The sequence below is a fragment of the Hymenobacter antarcticus genome, assembly GCF_039539545.1.
GTDB classification, from domain to species: domain Bacteria; phylum Bacteroidota; class Bacteroidia; order Cytophagales; family Hymenobacteraceae; genus Hymenobacter; species Hymenobacter antarcticus.
Map to the genome: position 1 here is coordinate 97346 of NZ_BAABDI010000013.1, position 18681 is coordinate 116026.

Annotated in this window: 11 protein-coding genes; 6 read left to right on the forward strand and 5 right to left on the reverse strand. The window is 61.7% G+C overall.

Going from position 1 to position 18681, the window contains the following annotated elements; all coding sequences use genetic code 11:
* On the reverse strand, positions 1-569 hold a 569-nt coding region (locus ABD819_RS11020; protein ID WP_345124135.1), incomplete at its 3' end, for a hypothetical protein.
* A gap of 2069 nt (positions 570-2638) precedes the next feature.
* Complete coding sequence (locus ABD819_RS11025; protein ID WP_345124137.1) at positions 2639-3484, reverse strand: hypothetical protein; 846 nt, start codon at positions 3482-3484, stop codon at positions 2639-2641.
* A gap of 250 nt (positions 3485-3734) precedes the next feature.
* On the opposite strand from ABD819_RS11025, the gene ABD819_RS11030 reads away from it, so the two are divergent.
* Complete coding sequence (locus ABD819_RS11030) at positions 3735-4292, forward strand: DUF4142 domain-containing protein (protein WP_345124139.1); 558 nt, start codon at positions 3735-3737, stop codon at positions 4290-4292.
* A gap of 116 nt (positions 4293-4408) precedes the next feature.
* Here the strand turns inward: ABD819_RS11030 and uvrA are convergent, their stop codons facing one another.
* Entirely contained in the window at positions 4409-7444 is a 3036-nt protein-coding gene (uvrA, locus tag ABD819_RS11035) for an excinuclease ABC subunit UvrA (protein WP_345124141.1), read from the reverse strand.
* A gap of 258 nt (positions 7445-7702) precedes the next feature.
* Here uvrA and ABD819_RS11040 point away from each other — a divergent pair, with 258 nt between their 5' ends.
* The 3 genes from ABD819_RS11040 to ABD819_RS11050 all read left to right on the forward strand — a co-directional run bounded on the left by ABD819_RS11040 (position 7703) and on the right by ABD819_RS11050 (position 11312).
* Positions 7703-8227, forward strand: a complete 525-nt coding sequence (locus ABD819_RS11040) for a hypothetical protein (RefSeq protein WP_345124143.1) — start codon at positions 7703-7705, stop codon at positions 8225-8227.
* A gap of 290 nt (positions 8228-8517) precedes the next feature.
* A complete protein-coding gene (locus ABD819_RS11045) occupies positions 8518-9957 on the forward strand; it encodes an MBOAT family O-acyltransferase (protein ID WP_345124145.1) in 1440 nt (479 codons plus the stop codon).
* A gap of 44 nt (positions 9958-10001) precedes the next feature.
* Positions 10002-11312, forward strand: a complete 1311-nt coding sequence (locus ABD819_RS11050) for an alginate O-acetyltransferase AlgX-related protein (protein WP_345124147.1) — start codon at positions 10002-10004, stop codon at positions 11310-11312.
* A gap of 56 nt (positions 11313-11368) precedes the next feature.
* On the opposite strand, the gene asnS is transcribed toward ABD819_RS11050, so the two are convergent.
* On the reverse strand, positions 11369-12763 hold the full coding sequence (gene asnS, locus ABD819_RS11055) for an asparagine--tRNA ligase (RefSeq protein WP_345124149.1): 1395 nt from the start codon (positions 12761-12763) through the stop codon (positions 11369-11371).
* A 211-nt stretch (positions 12764-12974) separates the two neighbouring features.
* Here asnS and rpoN point away from each other — a divergent pair, with 211 nt between their 5' ends.
* Positions 12975-14567 (forward strand): RNA polymerase factor sigma-54, encoded by a 1593-nt coding sequence (gene rpoN, locus ABD819_RS11060; protein WP_345124152.1) that lies wholly within the window; start codon positions 12975-12977, stop codon positions 14565-14567.
* A 205-nt stretch (positions 14568-14772) separates the two neighbouring features.
* The gene (locus tag ABD819_RS11065) at positions 14773-17511 is read left to right on the forward strand and encodes a PAS domain-containing sensor histidine kinase (protein WP_345124154.1); all 2739 of its coding nucleotides are present in this window, start codon (positions 14773-14775) and stop codon (positions 17509-17511) included.
* 308 nt (positions 17512-17819) lie between these two features.
* Here ABD819_RS11065 and ABD819_RS11070 read toward each other — a convergent pair whose 3' ends face one another.
* The gene (locus ABD819_RS11070) at positions 17820-18530 is read right to left on the reverse strand and encodes a hypothetical protein (RefSeq protein ID WP_345124156.1); all 711 of its coding nucleotides are present in this window, start codon (positions 18528-18530) and stop codon (positions 17820-17822) included.
* Positions 18531-18681: the final 151 nt, after the last annotated feature.

The following is an 18681-nucleotide window of genomic DNA, read 5'->3' on the forward strand; positions in this document are numbered from 1 at the left end:
GCGCAGGGCACCATGTTCAACGTGCTCGTGGCCACGCGCCGGAAGTCGGTCACGACCGCCACGACCGGCGCGTCGTACGTGGCCAACGTGGCCCCGCCGATGTCGGCGAAGGGGTCCGTGCCCGTCCGACGCTGCCACTGGTAAGTAATGGGCCCGCCGCCGCTGCCGGGCGTCTCGCTGGCAAACGCGTCCGCGTCAAACGGCGCGCACAGCGTGCCGCCACCGCTAATCGTGCCGGCCGTCACCGCGTTGGGCGTTACCCGCAACTCGTTGCTGATGGCGGCGCAGGGCACCATGTTCAACGTGCTCGTGGCCACGCGCCGGAAGTCGGTCGCGGCCGTCACGGCCGGCGCGTCGTACGTGGCCAACGTGGCCCCGCCGATGTCGGCGAAGGGGTCCGTGCCCGTCCGACGCTGCCACTGGTAAGTAATGGGCCCGCCGCCGCTGCCGGGCGTCTCGCTGGCAAACTCGGCCGCGTCAAACGGCGCGCACAGCGTGCCGCCACCGCTAATCGTGCCGGGACTGATGGCGTTTATTGATACCGACTTACTGCAATTAGCATCTGACATCACGCCTGACTTAGTTGTAACCAAGCTGATGGTGTAAGAAGAAGTCGCGCTTACAGTAATCGACTGGCTGGTGCCGCTGGGGGGTGTAGCACCACCGGTTGTTGCCGGGGTTACCGTCCAGCTATAAGCATCCATGTTAGGTGGCCCGGTAAAAGTGCGGGAAGAGCCAGCACAGGATGTGCTGGCATCTCCTGAGATAGCGCAACTAGGTGGCTGAATAACAGCCGCCGCCGCCAACGACCGGTCTTGGTTACCACCACTGCCATCTAGGGAAATCAGGCGGGTATGATACGGCGAGCCATTGATATTAACAGCCGAAGTACCTAGCCCCCAATCTTTTTGGCTGGAAATATGCCCCGCCCAAGCAAATACAACCGTTGACTTCTCAGTTGTAAAAACAATGCTAAGCCTTGTTTTGGATGACGTAGCAGTTCGGCTCCCTTGCGGCGCTACATAGCTCATGGAAGTGATGGCGAGACCATTAAACATGGTCATCTCCTCTTTGCCAATGTCTTTCAATGCGTAGTAGCTAAAGCGGTCAGGGTTAGCGGCCCCTAAATCAACAGGTATCCCGGCGGGAGCATCAATGGCTTTAACTACAACCAATGGTGTTCCTAAGCTAAGTCCAGCTAACGGGTCAATAACCTCTCCATTGGGCTGCTGGTGCCCAACAAATTGGGCGTGGGGCTGCAGCGATTGGTATTGAGTGATGAAGTCAATGGCATTTTTACCCCCGTCCCGGAGGTCCCATTCGATAATAAGGGTATGTGTTCCGGCTGATAGGCCGGTAACGACCATCCGGTAAGGGATAGAATGGCCTTCCAGATAGTGTGCATTCGAGGCCCCCGCATTACCATTTACCCAGGGTGCCTGGTTTATCGGAGCAGTGGAGGAGCCATTTCTTACTTGGTCGAGATTGGCCGCAGCGTTAGATTGCGCCATCGTAAAATTTGGGATGGCAAGTAGGCCAACACAAATGATTGAACGCAGCCATTTGTAAAGCTGCGTTATGCCTACTTTACAAGGCAGTTCTAATGAAAATGGTGTTCCAGAACTTGCCGTGAATTCGGCGAGCGGAAAAACAAGCGTGTGAAATGTCCGTTTCATGGTTTTGCAGTTAAGGGTTAGTACTTGACATACAGCTAATCGGTGGCGCTGCCGAGCAGCATACCAAGGCCCGCCACCCGCACACGGTGGTGCCGACCCAAAATCCCGTGGTAGACTACAGATGGCTTTAGACCCCTCTGAGCAGGAACACTGCGCTATTTCATTGAGGCTTCGCTCGTAGCGTTTCACCAACCAAGCCAACGTGTGGAAACGCGTACAGCCAGATTGGAAAAACCTCGAGTCAGAAGACTCGTGCCACAGCCTTGAGCTGTGGAGAATCCTACACATCAAAGCGGCCGGCCTGTGGTTTAAGCGCAGCCCTTATGAATGCAAGGTTTCGGTAGGAAGACACCGAATGGTCGAAGCAACGAACAGCCGCCATTAGCTACTGGCAGCACGCGGGGTCACTTACCGCAGCCCGTGTGCAGGGCAGGAAGGCTGCGGATTTAATTTATATTTAAATATACATATTTATATATTATAAACAATAAAAAATATAATCCCGGCTCATTATTTTATAAATATTTTTTACTTCTATCCTATTATGGTCGCAGTTAAATTATAGCCTGACCAGTCTTCCAACTGAGTGCCGGGCCTTTTAATAGACTCGGTTTTTAGCCTTTGCCGCCGCTCCTATTTATCAAGGCATGCGTTTGAGAAGTGGTTAAAACGTCAGACTGCTTAGCCTGTCGCAGCACCGCTACCACTTCGCGGAATGGGTGTCACGAAGCAGTAGCGGTGCTGCGACAAGCTCAGCATGACCAACTGACGCAAATTTTACGACTTCAAAAACCAACCGGCATATCATGGCATATTGCCCTCTATAATGGTAATGACCGTGCCGTGCCACAGACGGCCCATTCCGTGCATCAATATTTGCTCAGGCAGGAGCCCCATAACGCAACAAAGGGCAGCCAAACGGCTGCCCTTTGTTGCAAGGTAATTATCCAATAAATGCGGTGTTACCGCAGCGTAATCACCTTGGTGCGGCCGTTCACGGTCACGGTCGCGGTGTTGTCGCAGGTGCCGTTGCCGTAGTCGAGCACCAGGGTTTTGCCCTTGGAGTTGGAAATGTTGATGGCCCCGGACACGAAGTATTTGAGGCAGTCGGCGCGGCGCACCAGCGGCTTGGCGTTGTCGATGACGGTGGTGTAGGTCATGCCGCGACGGTTGGTGCCGTTGGCGCCGCCGGTCACGGTGTACACATCATCCGAATGCACGAGGGGCGTGTTGAAGCCGGCGGTGCGGGTGAAGGTCCAGTTGGCCGTCCAGGAGTGGGTGCCGCCGTTGTTGGCCCGTGTGATGCTGGCGCTGTCAACCACGACGTTGAACGAGCCCGAGCCGAGGTCGGTAAAGGTGCGCGTGGCCTTGTGCTGGTTGTAGTTCACAAAGTAGTTTTTGCGCCGAACAACCGACCCGGCGATGCGCCGATTCACATCCGTGGTGAAGCGCACGATAACCTGGCCGCTGCGGAAGCGGCCGTCGGGGCAGGCGCAGCCCGTGCCGAAATCGATAACCAGCGTGCGGGTGCTGGCCGTGTAAGTACGGGTAGCGCAGGGGCCGAATTTGGTGCGAAACTCGGCATCGGTGGAGTTGAACCCGGCCGCGGCGTTGTCAACGTTCACTGGGGCGGTGGCCTCCACGGCATCCGAGCTGACGGCCGTTTCGACGTTGGCTTCGCTGCGGTCTTCGGCCGAGGTGATGTCCTCATCGGGCATGGCGTCGGAGTCGCGCTTGCAACCGGTGGCGAGCAACAGGCCGCTGGCGAGGCAGGCAAAAGCGAGGGAGCGGAGGGACGTGGTACGCATGACGAAAAAGTAAATAAGTTAGGTACTGACGAGTGAGGAATGGGTTGGCGAACGGCGTTTGTGGCGGTTGGAATGCGCGGTCGCAGGCAAGTTTAACCGGGTTATGAAAAAGGTTAAGACCGGGCCGAAATAACCTCACCGCGAAGCAGGCGTATGAAACGAAATCCACGCTAACCCGCCTTTTCTTAGCCTTCGCCCTATGCGTTTCTTCCCGTCGTTATCCCGGCCTACGTGGCGTTTGTTGGTTTTCTTGGCAGCTGGACTCCCGGGGCTGGCCGCCTGCTCATCGGGGGGCAGTACCGACGCCGGGGATTCGGCCACGGCCGCGAACGAGCAGAAAATCGGCGCGGCCGACGTCACGGCCAGGCAGGAAGCCGATGCCCGCTTCCTGGTGAAAACCACTGGCAACGCGCTGCTGGAAGTGGAGCTGGGCAAGCTGGCGCAGGCCCGGGCCACGACGCCCGTAGTGCGTACGTATGGGGCCAGCCTCGTGCAAAACCGGCTGGAGCTACTGGCCACCTTGCGCACGCTGGCCACCGCCAAAAGCCTGACGGTGCCCGCCGCCCTCGGCGACGATGAGCAGGCCGCTTACCACGAAGTCAGCACCCAAACCGGGGCCCAAATCGACAAGCGGGTGATGGCCCTGCTGGTGAAGACCCAGAAGCAGGACGAAGACGGCTTCGACGATATGTCGGACGATGCCTACGACGGCGACATTCGCGGCTTCGCGGCCAAGTACCTCACCCCCGTGCGGGAGCAGCTGGCCGGAGCGGAAGAAGTAGCCGATACCATCGAAGACCTGCCCTAGCAGCGGTTTCCGGGTCCGGGTACCGTAGCGCAAACTACACGGCGCAGGAAATGGCCAATAGAAAACCCCGCTGCAACTACTCGCAGCGGGGTTTTTATGTAAAACAGAAGCCCGTTTTAGCTGGCGTACTTACTGATTTTCAGCTCCTCGGCCAGGAAGCGGGCCGTGTGGCCTTTATCCGACTTCGCCACCTGCTCGGGCGTGCCCTGGGCCACGATATAGCCGCCGCCCGCGCCGCCCTCGGGGCCGATGTCGATGACGTAGTCGGCCACTTTTATCAGGTCGAGGTTGTGCTCGATGATGAGGACGGTGTTGCCCTTGTCGGCCAGCTTCTGGAGCACATCCGCCAGGTGATTAATATCCTCGAAGTGCAGGCCGGTGGTGGGCTCGTCGAGGATGTAAAACGTCTTGCCGGTATCCTTTTTGCTGAGCTCAGTGGCCAGCTTCACCCGCTGGGCCTCGCCGCCGCTCAGCGTGGTGGCCTGCTGGCCCAGCGTGAGGTAGCCCAGGCCCACGTCGTTCAGGGTCTTGATTTTACGCAGGATACGGGGCTGGTACTCGAAGAACTCCACGGCCTTCTCCACGGTCATGTCGAGAATGTCGGTGATGGACTTGCCTTTGAAGCGCACCTCCAGGGTTTCGCGGTTGTAGCGGCGGCCTTTGCAGGTTTCGCAGGGCACGTGCACGTCGGGCAGGAAGTTCATCTCGATGGTGCGAATGCCGGCGCCCTCACATGTTTCGCAGCGCCCGCCCTTCACGTTGAAGGAGAAGCGGCCGGGGCCGTAGCCGCGGATTTTAGCCTCCGCCATCTCGCCGAACAGCTGGCGGATTTCGGTGAACACGCCCGTGTAGGTGGCCGGGTTCGAGCGCGGCGTGCGCCCAATCGGCGACTGGTCCACCTCAATCACCTTATCCACCAAATCCAGTCCTTCGATGCTGCCGTAGGCCAGCGGCTCCCGCTTGGCATTGAAGAAATACTGGTTGAGAATCGGGTACAGCGTATCATGAATGAGCGTGCTTTTGCCCGAGCCGGATACGCCCGTTACGGCCACCAGCTTGCCCAGCGGCACGCGCAGGGTCACGTTTTTGAGGTTGTTGCCGGTGGCGCCCTTTAGCACCAAATCCACGCCTTCGCCCTTGCGCTTCTTCTTTTGCATCTCAATGTGCTTCTGCCCGCTGAGGTACTGCGAGGTGAGCGAGCCGGAGTTGAGAATCTCCTGCGGCGTGCCCGAGGCCACGATGTGGCCGCCGTGAATGCCCGCGCCGGGGCCAATGTCCAGCACATGGTCGGCGTGCAGAATCATGTCCTTGTCGTGCTCCACCACAATCACCGAGTTGCCGATGTCACGCAGGTGCTGCAAGGCCTTGATAAGCCGCTCGTTGTCGCGCTGGTGCAGGCCGATGCTGGGCTCGTCCATGATGTAGAGCACGCCCACGAGCTGGGTGCCAATCTGGGTAGCGAGGCGGATGCGCTGGCTTTCGCCGCCGCTCAGCGTGCGAACGGGCCGGTGCAGGTTGAGGTAGTCGAGGCCCACTTCCAGCAAAAAGCCGATGCGCTTGCGGATTTCCTTCAGCAGCTCGCGGGCAATCACGTTCTGGCGGTCCGTCAGGCGGCTTTCCAGGCCCTCAAACCACTCCGCCAAATCGTTCAAATCCATCACCGACAACTCGCCGATGTGCTTGCCATCCATCTTAAAGTGCAGGCTCTCCTTTTTGAGGCGGTAGCCCTGGCACTCGGGGCAGGGCTGGGCCTGCGCGTACTGCGCAATCCACTCCCGAATGTTGTCCGATTCGGAGTCCATCTGCCGGCGCAGGAAGGGAATAATACCCTCAAACGCCTCCGTATACTGGCTTTTGCTATCGTCGGCCTCGTCCTCCGAAATACCGTGGAGCAGACGCTTCAGCAGGTCCTCGGGCAGCTTTTCGAGCGGCGTGTTCAGCGTGGCTTTCTGCTTTTTGAGAATGACCTGGAGCTGCTGGAAAATCCAGATGTCGCGGTACTCGCCCAGGGGCGCGATGCCGCCGCGCGAAATACTCAGCTTGCGGTCGGGCAGCACGGTTTCCTCCGTGATTTCCTGCACCTCGCCCAGGCCGTTGCAGGTGGGGCAGGCACCGTAGGGCGAGTTGAAACTGAACGTGTTGGGCGCCGGGTCGTCGTAGGCGATGCCGGTGGCGGGGTCCATCAGGAAGCGCGAGAAGAACTGCGGCTTGGCCTTTTCGCCCTTGCCGTCGGGGTCGAGCACCAGCATGGTGCCTTTGCCGTGGGTCAGCGCGTTTTGCACCGAGCCGGAGAGCCGGAACCGGTCCTCCTCCTTCACCAGCAGCCGGTCAATCACGATTTCGATGTCGTGGATTTTGTAGCGGTCCACCTGCATCTTGGGCGTGATGTCGAGCAGCTCGCCATCAACCCGCACTTTGGTGAAGCCCAGCTTGGCAATCTTCTGGAAATCTTCGCGGTAGTGGCCCTTGCGGCCTTTCACGACCGGTGCCAGCACCACCAGCTTTTTGCCGTCGAAGTGCTTGAGGAGGAAGTTGATAATCTGGTCGTCGCTCTGCCGAATCATCTTCTTGCCGGTGGCGTAGCTGAAGGCTTCGGCCGTGCGGGCGTAGAGCAGGCGCAGGAAATCGTAGATTTCGGTGATGGTGCCCACCGTGGAGCGCGGATTGCGCGAGGTGGTTTTCTGCTCGATGCTTATAACCGGCGACAGGCCCTCAATTTTGTCCACGTCGGGCCGCTCCAGCCCGCCCATAAACGAGCGGGCGTAGGCCGAAAACGTCTCCATGTAGCGCCGCTGCCCCTCGGCATAAATGGTATCGAAGGCCAGGCTGCTCTTACCCGAGCCCGAAATGCCCGTGAACACCACCAGCCGGTTGCGCGGAATCTTCACGCTCACGTTTTTCAGGTTGTGCTCGCGTGCGCCGTACACCTCAATGTACTGCGCCTCCAGGTGCTGCGAGGCGGGGCTGTGGCCGTTGAGCTGGCCGTTCACATGGCCCGTGGTGGGGCCGGCGGCCGGCAATTCGGTCATCGTGCGCACGGCAGCGGCCGTTTCGGCCACGGCCGCAGTGCCGTTGGAAGCTGTTTTTTTCTTGGCGGCAGCCGGGGCTTTAGGAGCCTTGGCAACCGGGGTAGCAGTGGATTTTTTGGCCATTCAGAAACGCAGCGAAGTAGTGCGTAAAGGTACAAAGAAGGGAGCCCGAAGGCTAATAAAACAGGCTATTTGCCAGCCGCTTTAGTCCGCCGATGAAGCAGGGCGTTGGTGCACAACACCTATATCCCCCGGTTTGTGCCCGCAATAGAAAATGTTGTCCCCGAACTACCTCATAGGTTGCTGCGTACCCGTTGCAAGCTAGTTGGCACCGTAGTTGCCAAGCACCACCATACATCACGTTTCGCTTAACCCAATCCCATGAAATTCCTTCTTCAGCCGCTGCGCATTGCCCTGCTGGGCATATTTGCCCTGGCCGCCGCGCCGGCCGCCCACGCCCAGATTAACATCAACGTCAACCCGCCCAGCTGGGGGCCGGCCGTGCCCCAGGGTGCCCAGTATTATTACATCCCGGAAACCAATGGTTTCTATGACGTGCCAGCCCGCCAGTACGTGGTGTCGCGCAATGGCCAGTGGGTTCGCACCGCTACCCTGAACGGCTACAACACGGCCAACTTCCATCCCGTGGTGGTCGACTACGTGGGGGCCCAGCCCTGGACGCGTTACGACGAATACCGGGGCAAATACGGCAAGAAGCGCAACCCCAGCAACGGCGGCTTGCCCCCTGGCCAGGCCAAAAAGCTTTACAAGAAAGGCTACCGCAACGATGACCGTTACGACAACCGGTACGAACAACGCAACCGCGACGAGCACCGCGACCATGACCGGTACGAGCACGACGACCACGGCAAGAACAAAGGCAAAGGGAAGAAGGACAAACATTAGTCCGGTTCACGCCCACAAACAGCATGACTAAAAAAGGCGGCCTCATCGGGCCGCCTTTTTTAGTCATGCTGCCTCGTCCCGCCCACGGTGTAGCGCAGGTGGGACGGGGCGACGACTAGGCAGCCCGGTTGCCAACCGCGGCCGCGCTCCCCGCGCGCGAACCGACATGCAAACTGCTACGAAAATCGTGGGAACGGCCGCAGCCGGAGCCGGCACGACCGGGTCCCAAGGCCCTTTACCTCCGGCCTCATAACTTTACGGCTGTCCATGTTGGGCAGCCTTTTTTTATTATGGTATTTAGCAGCACGCTCTTTCTCTTCTATTTTCTGCCCGGTTTTTTGCTGCTGTACTACGCCGCGCCGGTGCGCCTGAAAAACCCGGTGGCCCTGCTGGCCAGCCTGCTGTTCTACGCCTGGGGCGGGCTCAACTTCCTGGCCCTGTTCCTGGGGTCGGTGGTGGTCAACTTCGTGCTCATCCGCTTCATGGATGCCACCGCTGAGCGCTGGAAGCAGCGCATATTTCTGCTAATGAGCATCATTCTCAATGTCGGAATGCTGTTCTATTTCAAGTATGCCAACTTCTTTCTGGACAATGCCAGCGCCGTGCGCAGCTACTTTGGCGGGCCGGAGCTGACCTGGGAAAAGGTGGTGCTGCCCATCGGCATCTCGTTTTTCACTTTCGAGAAACTCACCTACACCATCGACGTGTACCGGGGCGTGAACAAGCCGCTGAAGTCCTTCTGGGACTTCATGCTCTACATCATGCTGTTTCCAAAGATGATTGCCGGACCCATCGTGCGCTTCCACGAAATCGCGGGCCAGCTCACCGACCGCGCCGCCTTCGATACCGTGGACCAGAAGCTGGCCGGCGCGTTCCGCTTCGTCATTGGTTTGGCCAAGAAGCTGCTCATTGCCAACGTGCTGGGCGAGCAGGCCGATGCCATTTTCCACCTGGCTCCGGCCACGCTCAGCACCGGCACGGCCTGGCTGGGCGCGCTGGCCTACACCTTCCAGATTTACTTCGACTTCTCGGGCTACTCCGACATGGCCATCGGCATCGGCCGGATGATTGGCTTTCAGTTCCCCGAGAACTTCAACAATCCCTACGTGGCGCGCTCCATCACCGAGTTCTGGCAGCGCTGGCACATCACGCTGGGCCGCTGGATGCGCGACTACCTCTACATTCCGCTGGGCGGCAACCGGGTGAATCCCAGCCGCCTCTACGTCAACCTCTGGACGGTCTTCATCCTCTCCGGCTTCTGGCACGGGGCGGCCTGGAACTTCATTGCCTGGGGCGCGTTTCACGGCCTGTTTCTGATTCTGGACCGCCTGTTCCTGCTGCGGATTTACCAGAAAATCGGGGCGATGAGCATCGTGCCTACCTTCTTCATCACGGTAGTGGGCTGGGTGCTGTTCCGCGCCGAAACGCTTACGGGGGCGCTGGCTTACCTCAAGCCCATGTTTGGGGCAGTGGCCGCCGCCGTCCCTACGGCTGCTCCGGCCCCTTACTTCAGCCGTGAGTTTTGGTTCACGCTCGGCCTGGCGGCCGTCATCGCCTTTGCCGCAGCCCTGCCCCGCGTCGAGCGCTGGGAGCTGAGCACGCTGGCCAAGGGCCATTTCACGCTGCGCGGAGCCGTGGGGCTCACGCTGGTCACGGCCGTGCTGCTGGTGCTCAGCCTGAGCTACGTGGTGGGCAGCTCCTTCAATCCGTTCATTTACTTCCGTTTTTAGCCTTCGGCCAGCCGCTCCTTCCCGGCCACCTTCCTTTCCTCTGCGTGACTATTTTACTTAAACGACTGCTCCTGGGGCTGCTGCTGGCGCTGGTGCTGGTGCCGGTCATTCAGGCCCGGTTTCATTTTTCGAAAGAAGCCAACCTGGCCGGGGCTTTCACGGTAACGCCCCACCCGGAGCTTAGCTGGGCAGGCCTGCGCGACAACTCCTATCAGCCCGCTTTCGAGCAGTATCTGGAAGACCGGATTGGCTTCCGGCCCTACCTTATTCGGCTGCGCAACCAGCTGTCGTTTTCGCTGTTTCGGGTGGCGCGGTCGAGCGATATTGTGGTGGGCGAGCACGACGTACTGTTTCAACCCGGCCCCATTGAAAGCTACCTGGGCCACGACCTGCTGGCCGAAGAAGAGGTGCGTTTCCGGGTGCGGCGGCTGCGGGCCGTGCAGCGCGAGCTGAGCCGGCGCGGCGTGCGGCTGCTGTTTGTGCTGGCCCCCAGCAAAGCCCGCTTTCAGCCCGAAGACCTGCCCGCCCGGTTGCAGCCCGCCCCCGGCACGGTCACCAACTACGACCGGTTTGTGCGCGAGATGCAGGCCGACAGCGTGGCCCTGCTCGACCTGGTGCCGGTATTTGCCCGTTGGAAAACTACCCAGCCCTACCCGCTTTTTCCGCGTGGCGGCACCCACTGGAGCGGCTACGGCGCTACGCTGGCCGCCGATACGCTGCTGCGGCACCTGGAGCACCTCGGCGGCGTGCGCTTCCCCGGGGTGCGCACGGTAGGGCCGCCCCGCGTGGTGCGGGCCGCCGACTCGCTACGCGGTACCGATAATGACCTGGGCTGGCCCCTGAACCTGATGACGCTGCGCGAAGCCACGCCCCTGGCCTACCGGCGGCTGGTATTCGATGCGCCGCGGCCGGGCCAGACGCGGCCGTCGGCGCTGTTTATCGGCGACAGTTTTGGCTGGGGCCTGATGCTGTTTGGCCCCTACATGCAGCGCGAATTTGCCGATGACACCCGCTTTTGGTACTACAATACCGCCGTGCATCAGCCCGACAGCACCTACCACGACACGGGCGAAAAAGTGGGCAACCTCGACCTGCGAAAGCAGCTGGAATCCCGGAAATTCGTGATGTTGCTGCTCACCGAGCACAACCTGGTGGAAAACGAGTTCGGCTTCACAGACCAAGTGTACCACCTCTACCACCCGCTGACGGCCACCGACCAAGCCGCCATCGACCAGCTGGCCCAGAAAATGGCCGGCGAGACCACCTGGGAAGAACAAACCAAGGACCTGGAAGGCTTCGCCCAACGCAACCGCGAAAAAGCCCGCATCCGCTACGAGCGGCAGCAAACGCGCTAGCGCCCGCCTGGCTTGTCACAAAAAAAAGGCCTCCGTTGGGAGGCCCTTTTTTTGGCTTAAAACGCCGCGTTTTTGGGGTAGCGCGGGAAGGGAATCACGTCGCGGATGTTGCTCATACCCGTCACGAACAGCACGAGGCGCTCGAAGCCCAGGCCGAAGCCAGCGTGCGGCGCGGTGCCGAAGCGGCGGGTGTCGAGGTACCAGTCGAGGTCTTCGTGGGGTACGTGCATCTCGGCCATGCGGGTCGTGAGCTTGGTGTAGTCCTCCTCGCGCTGCGAGCCGCCGATGATTTCGCCGATGCCGGGAAACAGCACGTCCATGGCCCGCACGGTGCGGCCGTCCTCGTCCAGCTTCATGTAGAAGGCCTTGATTTCCTTCGGGTAGTTGGTGAGAATGACGGGCTTCTTGAAGTGCTTCTCCACCAGATAACGCTCGTGCTCCGACTGCAAATCGGTACCCCAGTCCACGGGAAATTCGAATTTCTGCTTGGCTGATTTCAGAATTTCCACGGCCTCGGTGTAGGTGAGGCGCTGGAAGGCGTTGGTGGTCACCGACTCCAGGCGGGCCAGCAGTTCCTTGTCGTACTGGTCGTTGAGGAATTGCAGGTCGTCGGCGCAATGGGCCAGGGCGTAGCGCACCAGGCTCTGGAGGAAATCCTCGGCCAGGTCCATGTTGTCTTCGAGCTCGTTGAAGGCCACTTCGGGCTCAATCATCCAGAACTCGGCCAGGTGGCGGGCGGTGTTGGAGTTTTCGGCCCGGAAGGTGGGACCGAAGGTGTAGATGCTGCCCAGGGCCATGGCCGCCAACTCGCCTTCGAGCTGGCCCGATACGGTGAGGTTGGTTTGCTTGCCGAAAAAGTCCTGGGTATAGTCCACCGAGCCGTCCTCGGCCAGCGGCGGCTTGTCGGCGGGCAGCGTCGTCACGCGGAACATCTGGCCCGCGCCCTCGGCATCGGAGCCGGTGATGATGGGCGTGTGGACGTAGAAAAAGCCGTGGTCGTTGAAGTAGCTGTGCACGGCGAAGGCCAGCGCGTGGCGCACGCGCAGCACCGCGCCGAAGGTGTTGGTGCGGGGGCGCAGGTGGGCAATTTCGCGCAGGTGCTCCAGCGAGGTGGCCTTCTTTTGCAGCGGGTAGGCTTCGGCATCGGCCGCGCCCAGCACGATTACTTCGGTGGCCTGAATCTCGACGGCCTGGCCCTTGCCCTGCGAAGCCACCAGCTTGCCGCGAATGGCCACGGCCGCCCCGTTGCTCACATCCTTGAGGCTTTCCTCCGGGAATTTTTCGGCATCGGCCACGGCCTGGATGGTGTGAATCGTGGAGCCATCATTCACGATAATGAACTGCACGTACTTGTTGCCGCGGCGGGAGCGAACCCAGCCTTTGACGAGGACTTCGCGGTCGAGGTCCTGGCTGGCCAGAAGTTCTTTGACGGTGGACCGTTTGAGGGACATAACTTGCGGGGAAGCGGGTTGTAAGTGGGCAAAGGTAGGACAGAACGTGTACCGCGAAATTTCATTTCGCCCCCGCGCCGCACGGTGCGGAATGTGCGCAGGGTGGTGCGGGGGCGAAATGAAATTTCGCGGTACACGTTCTGCACCAACTTTTCCGGCTCAAGCGCAGTAAGAATCACCTCCGCCCCCTCCTTTCCGTACTTTCGTCATTATGCAACGCCTCGACCTCAAACAACTCCTCTCGCAAAAGCTTAGCCCGCAGCAGATTCAGTTTATTAAGCTGCTGCAAATCCCGACGGCGGAGCTGGAGACGCGCATCAAGGAGGAGATGGAGGTGAACCCGGCCCTGGAAGAAGACGAGCCCGACGACACCGAAGAGCTGGACCGTGACGATGACAGCGACGACGATTCGGACGACCCCGATGCCAGCCTCGACAACGACGAGAACACGCTGGATGAGGACTTTGAGGACCGCAGCGGCAGCGACCAGGAAACGGCCGACGACCTGCCCGAGCCCGAGATTCAGCCCAAAGACGACAGCCCGACCGACACCGAAACGGCCCCCGACAACACCGACCTCGACCTGAGCGACTACCTCAACGACGACGAAATAGCGGGCTACAAGATGCAGGGCGACGGTCCCGGCGAGGAAGAGGAGCGCGACACGCCGCTGGCCGACACCAGCGGCTCATTGCTCGATTCGCTGCTCGACCAGCTGCATTTTGCCAGCCTCGATGAGCGCCAGGAAGCCATCGGCCAGCAGCTCATCGGCTCGATTGACGGGGATGGCTACATCCGGCGCGACCTCTCGGCCATTGCCAACGACCTGGCTTTTTCGCAGAATCTGGAGGTGAGCGTGCCCGAGATTGAGGCCGTGCTGCGCGTGGTGCAGCAGTTCGACCCGCCCGGCATCGCGGCCCGCGACCTGCCCGAGTGCCTGCTACTGCAGCTGGAGCGCCGGCCCCAGGATGAAAACACGGTGAACGCCGAGCGCATCCTGACCGACACGTTTGAGGAGTTCAGCAAGAAGCACTACCCGCGCATTCAGCAGAAGCTGGACCTGGAAGATGATGAGCTCAAGGAGGCCATCAACGTTATTCTGAAGCTGAACCCCAAGCCGGGCGGCAGCGGCCCCAGCGGCCTGGGCAAGACGCAGTACCTGATGCCGGACTTCATCCTGACCAACGACAACGGCGTTTTTAACCTGACCCTGAACGCCCGCAATGCCCCCGAGCTGCGCGTGAGCCCGGCCTACACCGAGATGTTCCGGACCTACGACAAAGCCGCCAAGAAGGACCAGAAAATGAAGGAGGCCGTGACCTTCGTAAAGCAGAAGCTGGACTCGGCCAAGTGGTTTATCGACGCCATCCGGCAGCGGCAGAACACGCTGCTGCGCACCATGAATGCCATCGTGGAGCTGCAAACGGAGTTTTTCATCGAGGGCGACGAGGGCAAGCTCCGGCCCATGATTCTCAAGGATATTGCCTTGCGCATCAGCATGGACATTTCAACGGTGAGCCGGGTGGCCAACTCCAAGTCTATTCAGACCGAATTCGGCATTTACCCGCTCAAGTACTTCTTCTCGGAAGGCATTGCCACCGACTCGGGCGAGGACGCATCGAGCCGCGAGGTAAAGAGCATTCTGAAGGAGCTCATCGGCAAGGAAAGCAAGGAGCGGCCGCTGAGCGACGACAAGCTGGAGAAGATGCTCAACGCCCGGGGCTACAACATCGCCCGCCGCACGGTGGCCAAGTACCGCGAGCAGCTGAATATTCCGGTGGCCCGGCTGCGCAAGGAATTATAGAGGCGCTCAAAAAAGGAACGTCATGCTGAGCTTAAAAGAACGTCATGCTGAGCTTGCCGAAGCATCTCTACCGGGTAAGTAATTCATTTACTGCTGCGGTAGAGATGCTTCGACTACGCTCAGCATGACGTTCTTTTTAAGCTCAGCATGACGTTCTTTTAAGCTCAGCACGACGTTCTTTATAGCATTAACTGCCTGCCGATAAATGACCTTCCCCCTTCCTACCGACGCTGCCGAGCTACGGGAACTGCTGCTGGCTGAACGCGCCCTGCGCGTGCAGGCCGAAGCCGTGGCGGCCCGCCTGCAATCGGCCAGCCGCATTCCCGAGCTCAACCCCAACCCGGTGATGCGCCTGGGGGCCAACGGCGAGCTGCTACTGGCCAACTCCGCGGCCGCGCCGCTGGCCCAGGAACTGCTGTCGACGGGCCCCTCCCAGGTGCGGCCGCAGCTCGTGCAGGCCGTCGCGCACGCCCTGCAAACCGGCGAAGTGACCCAGCGCGAGCTGGTGACCAGCGACCAGTATTTCTTGCTGTCTACGGTGCCAATCGTGGAAGAAGGCTACGCCCTTCTCTACCTCACCGATGTGACGGCCCAGCGCCGCGCTGAGCAGGAAATCCGCGAGCAGCGGGAGTTTTACGAGACGATTATGGCCCACTTGCCGGCCGTAGTCACCGTGCTCGGCCCTGACCAGCGCTACCGCTACCTCAACCCCTACGCCCAGCCCGACGCCACCAAGCGCCTGCGGCACCTCGGCAACAGCTTTGCCGACCGCTGTACGACCATGGGCCTGCCCCAGTCGCTGGCCGAGCGCCGCCGCCAGTTGTTTGAGCAGGCCGTGGTCTCCCGCCAGGGAGTGAGCTGGCAGGAGCACTGGCCCGCCAGAGCCGACGCTTCCGCGGTGCATTGGCTGTGCTATTACCAGCCGGTGTTTGAACCCGACGGGGGCCTGCGCATGGTGATGGGCTACTGCCTGGACATCAGCACCCAGCGGCAGGCGGAGGCCCGCACCCGCGAAAGCGAGGCCCGGGTGCTGGCCCAGCAGGCCTTCACCAACCTGGTGCTCGACCTCAACCCCAACCTGATTTGGGTGCGCGATGCCCAGGGCAACACCATTTTCGAGAACGCCGGCATGCAGGCCCTGCGCCACCGCGTGCGGGCCCTGGCCCACACCGATACCATGGAGGCGGCCCTGAGCCGGGAGGAAATAATGAGCGCCGTGCTGGCCGACCAGCAGGTGCTGCGCACGGGCCAGGCCCTCACCACTCAGGCACAGTTTCAGTTGGCCAACGGCGAAGTGCTGTGGCTGCAAACCGTGCGCTGCCCCCTGGTGCTGGCCGACGGCACCGCCCAGGTGCTGGGCGTGAGCACCGACATCACGGCCCTGAAAACGGCCCAGCACACGGCCGAAGCCTCGGCCACGGCCCGCGAAAACTTCCTGGCCAACATGAGCCACGAAATCCGCACGCCCCTCAATGGGGTGCTGGGCATGACCAGCCTGCTGGCCAAAACTGGCCTCAGCGACCAGCAGCGCAACTATACGACCGTGATTCAGCACTCGGGGCGGCACTTGCTGAATGTGGTGAACGACGTGCTCGACATGGCCAAAATCACCTCCGGCAAGCTGGAGCTGGACCGCGCGGCCTTCAACATCTGCGACTCGATGGCCAGGGCCTTGGAGCCGCTGATGCTGCAGGCCCGGGAAAAGGGCATTCGGGTGGTGGGCACCCGCCTGGCCGAAACCTGCCCCCACCCCTGGGTGCTCGGCGACTCCTACCGCCTGAACCAGATTCTGCTCAACCTGCTGTCCAATGCCATTAAGTTCACGCCCAGGGGCGGCACGGTGAGCGTGGGCGGCTACTTCGTGCGGGAGACCGAGGACACGCTCACCACCGAGTTTCGGGTGACGGATACCGGTATCGGCGTCGCGGCCGAAAAGCTGGAGAGCATCTTCCAGGAGTTCACCCAGGCCTACGCCGACACCACCCGGCAGTTTGGCGGCACCGGCCTGGGCCTGAGCATCAGCCGGGCCCTGGTGGCCCAGATGGGCGGCCAGCTCACGGTGCAAAGCACGCCGGGCGAGGGCAGCTGCTTCGCCTTCATCACCACGCTGCCCAAGGCCAGCGCGGCCGCCCGGCTGGCCGCCCTGGCCCCGGTGCCCCCGATGGAGGAGGCCGCCGTGCGCGGCAGCCGCGTGCTGGTGGTGGAAGACAATGCCGTGAACCGCGAGGTGGTGCAGCTGCTGCTGGAAGGCCACGGCGTGCTGGTAGACGAGGCCAGCAGCGGCCTCGAAGCCCTGGCCCTGTTTGAGGAGTACCGCTACGATGTTATCCTGATGGATATTCAGATGCCCGACATGAACGGGCTGGAGGCCACGGCCCGCATCCGGGCCCACGCCGACCCGCTGCGGGCCGCCACCCCCATCCTGGCCCTCACGGCCAACGCCTTCCGGGCCGATGCCGAGAAGTACCACGCCGCCGGCATGAACGATACCCTGCCCAAACCCTTCGACGAAGCCGAGCTGCTGCGCAAGCTGGCCTCGCTGATTGCGGGCATGGAAAGCCCCCTGGTGGGGCTGACCACGCCACCCGCCCCCGCCCCGCCCCTCGCCCAACCCGCCTTCGACCTGGCCCTGCTGCGCCAGACGGCGCGGGGCAGCGCGGCCTTCATGAACCGGATTCTGGCTTCCTTCCACGCCAACACGCCCGCCAGCGTGGCCGACCTGCGCGCCGCCGCCGCCGCCGCCGACTGGCCCGCCGCCGCCGCCGTGGCCCACAAGCTGCGCCCCTCCCTGCGCCTGCTGGGCGCGGCACCGCTCACGCCCAGCCTCGAAGTCCTGGAAACGAAAGCTGCTATCGATGCCGCCGAGCAGGAAAAAGCGACCACTGCGTTGGCGGCCGGGCTGGAGGCGCTGCTATTGGCCCTGCCGCAGGAGGTAGCGGGCTAATGCAGCAGTAGCGCGAAGCACCGCTTCGCGCTACAAACACCCCGTATGGCGCGGGGACGCGAAGCACCGCTTCGCGCTACAAGCACCCCGTATGGCGCGGGGACGCGAAGCACCGCTTCGCGCTACACGCACCCGCACACTGCCCACCGGGCCCGCGATACGTGGCAGGCCACCCTGGCGCAGTGGCTACCTGGCCCGGCACGTAGTGCGGGCCATCTCAGCACAGTGCCCACGGGCCTCGCAACGTATTGCGAGGCCCGTGGGCACACCGGGCAACCCCATCGCACTGTATTGCGATGCCTTTCCGGCTAGGGCTTGGGTACGGGAACGCCGGCCGGGGTGGCTTTTTTGATGTTGCGACGCGGCAGCAGGCCGTAGTTGAAGTACGCTTCGGCCTGAGCCGGCTTCTCCCAAAACGCCCCCAGGGAGGTGCAATGCACCTGCCACAGCAGCTGGCAGGCGGCTGCCCACTGCCCGCCCAGGCTGCCGATGGTTTCCTTGGCCACTTTCAGGCCGGCATCTTTGGCGGTGGTGGCGGCGGTGAGCTCCAGCAGCAGGGCATCGGCGGTTTTGCCCAGGGCGGGGCCCAGGTCGGTTTTGTGGGCCGTGAGGGCTTCGGCGAAGGCCTCGAAGCGCACCGGAAAGTCGGTGGCATTGGCGTCGGTGAGGTGCATCAGGCCCTGGGGCAGCAGCTGCTTCAGCGTGTCGGGGCGTTGGCGGTAGGCGGGCACCAGGTTCACGGCATTGGTGTCCTGCACGAACACGCGCATGGCGCGCAGCACGTCCTTTTTGGAGCGGGTGAGGGTTTGGCCGGAGGCATCCTGGCCCTCGCGGGCCACCACGCTGCCGCCCAGGGCCTCGGCGGCGGCTTGCAGGAGGGGGCTCAGGGCCTTGAGGGCGGCGTTGGCGCTACCGGCGGTGGCCGTCACGGTATAGTCGAGAAAGCCCAGAAAGGTGGGCCGGCTGCACCGGATGTTGACAAAATGGTTGGTGTAGAGGTCGTGGTAGGGAGCGGCCATGGGGGCTGGAGTGGGGGTTGGTAATTAAAAAGGAAATTGTGAGGCAGGAAGGTAGGCAACGGAATTGGCAATGTGCCCGCAGCACGTGTACCGCGAAATTTCATTTCGCCCCCGCGCCGCTTGCCAATCGTTCGGGTATCCGGCGGGGGCG

Excerpts from the sequence above, each read along its gene's own strand:
- rpoN (WP_345124152.1), top strand. The coding sequence starts at position 12,975 with ATGCAACGCCTCGACCTCAAACAACTCCTCTCGCAAAAGCTTAGCCCG.
- ABD819_RS11045 (WP_345124145.1), top strand. The coding sequence starts at position 8,518 with ATGGTATTTAGCAGCACGCTCTTTCTCTTCTATTTTCTGCCCGGTTTT.
- ABD819_RS11040 (WP_345124143.1), top strand. The coding sequence starts at position 7,703 with ATGAAATTCCTTCTTCAGCCGCTGCGCATTGCCCTGCTGGGCATATTT.
- asnS (WP_345124149.1), bottom strand. The coding sequence starts at position 12,763 with ATGTCCCTCAAACGGTCCACCGTCAAAGAACTTCTGGCCAGCCAGGAC.
- uvrA (WP_345124141.1), bottom strand. The coding sequence starts at position 7,444 with ATGGCCAAAAAATCCACTGCTACCCCGGTTGCCAAGGCTCCTAAAGCC.
- ABD819_RS11025 (WP_345124137.1), bottom strand. The coding sequence starts at position 3,484 with ATGCGTACCACGTCCCTCCGCTCCCTCGCTTTTGCCTGCCTCGCCAGC.
- ABD819_RS11065 (WP_345124154.1), top strand. The coding sequence starts at position 14,773 with ATGACCTTCCCCCTTCCTACCGACGCTGCCGAGCTACGGGAACTGCTG.
- ABD819_RS11070 (WP_345124156.1), bottom strand. The coding sequence starts at position 18,530 with ATGGCCGCTCCCTACCACGACCTCTACACCAACCATTTTGTCAACATC.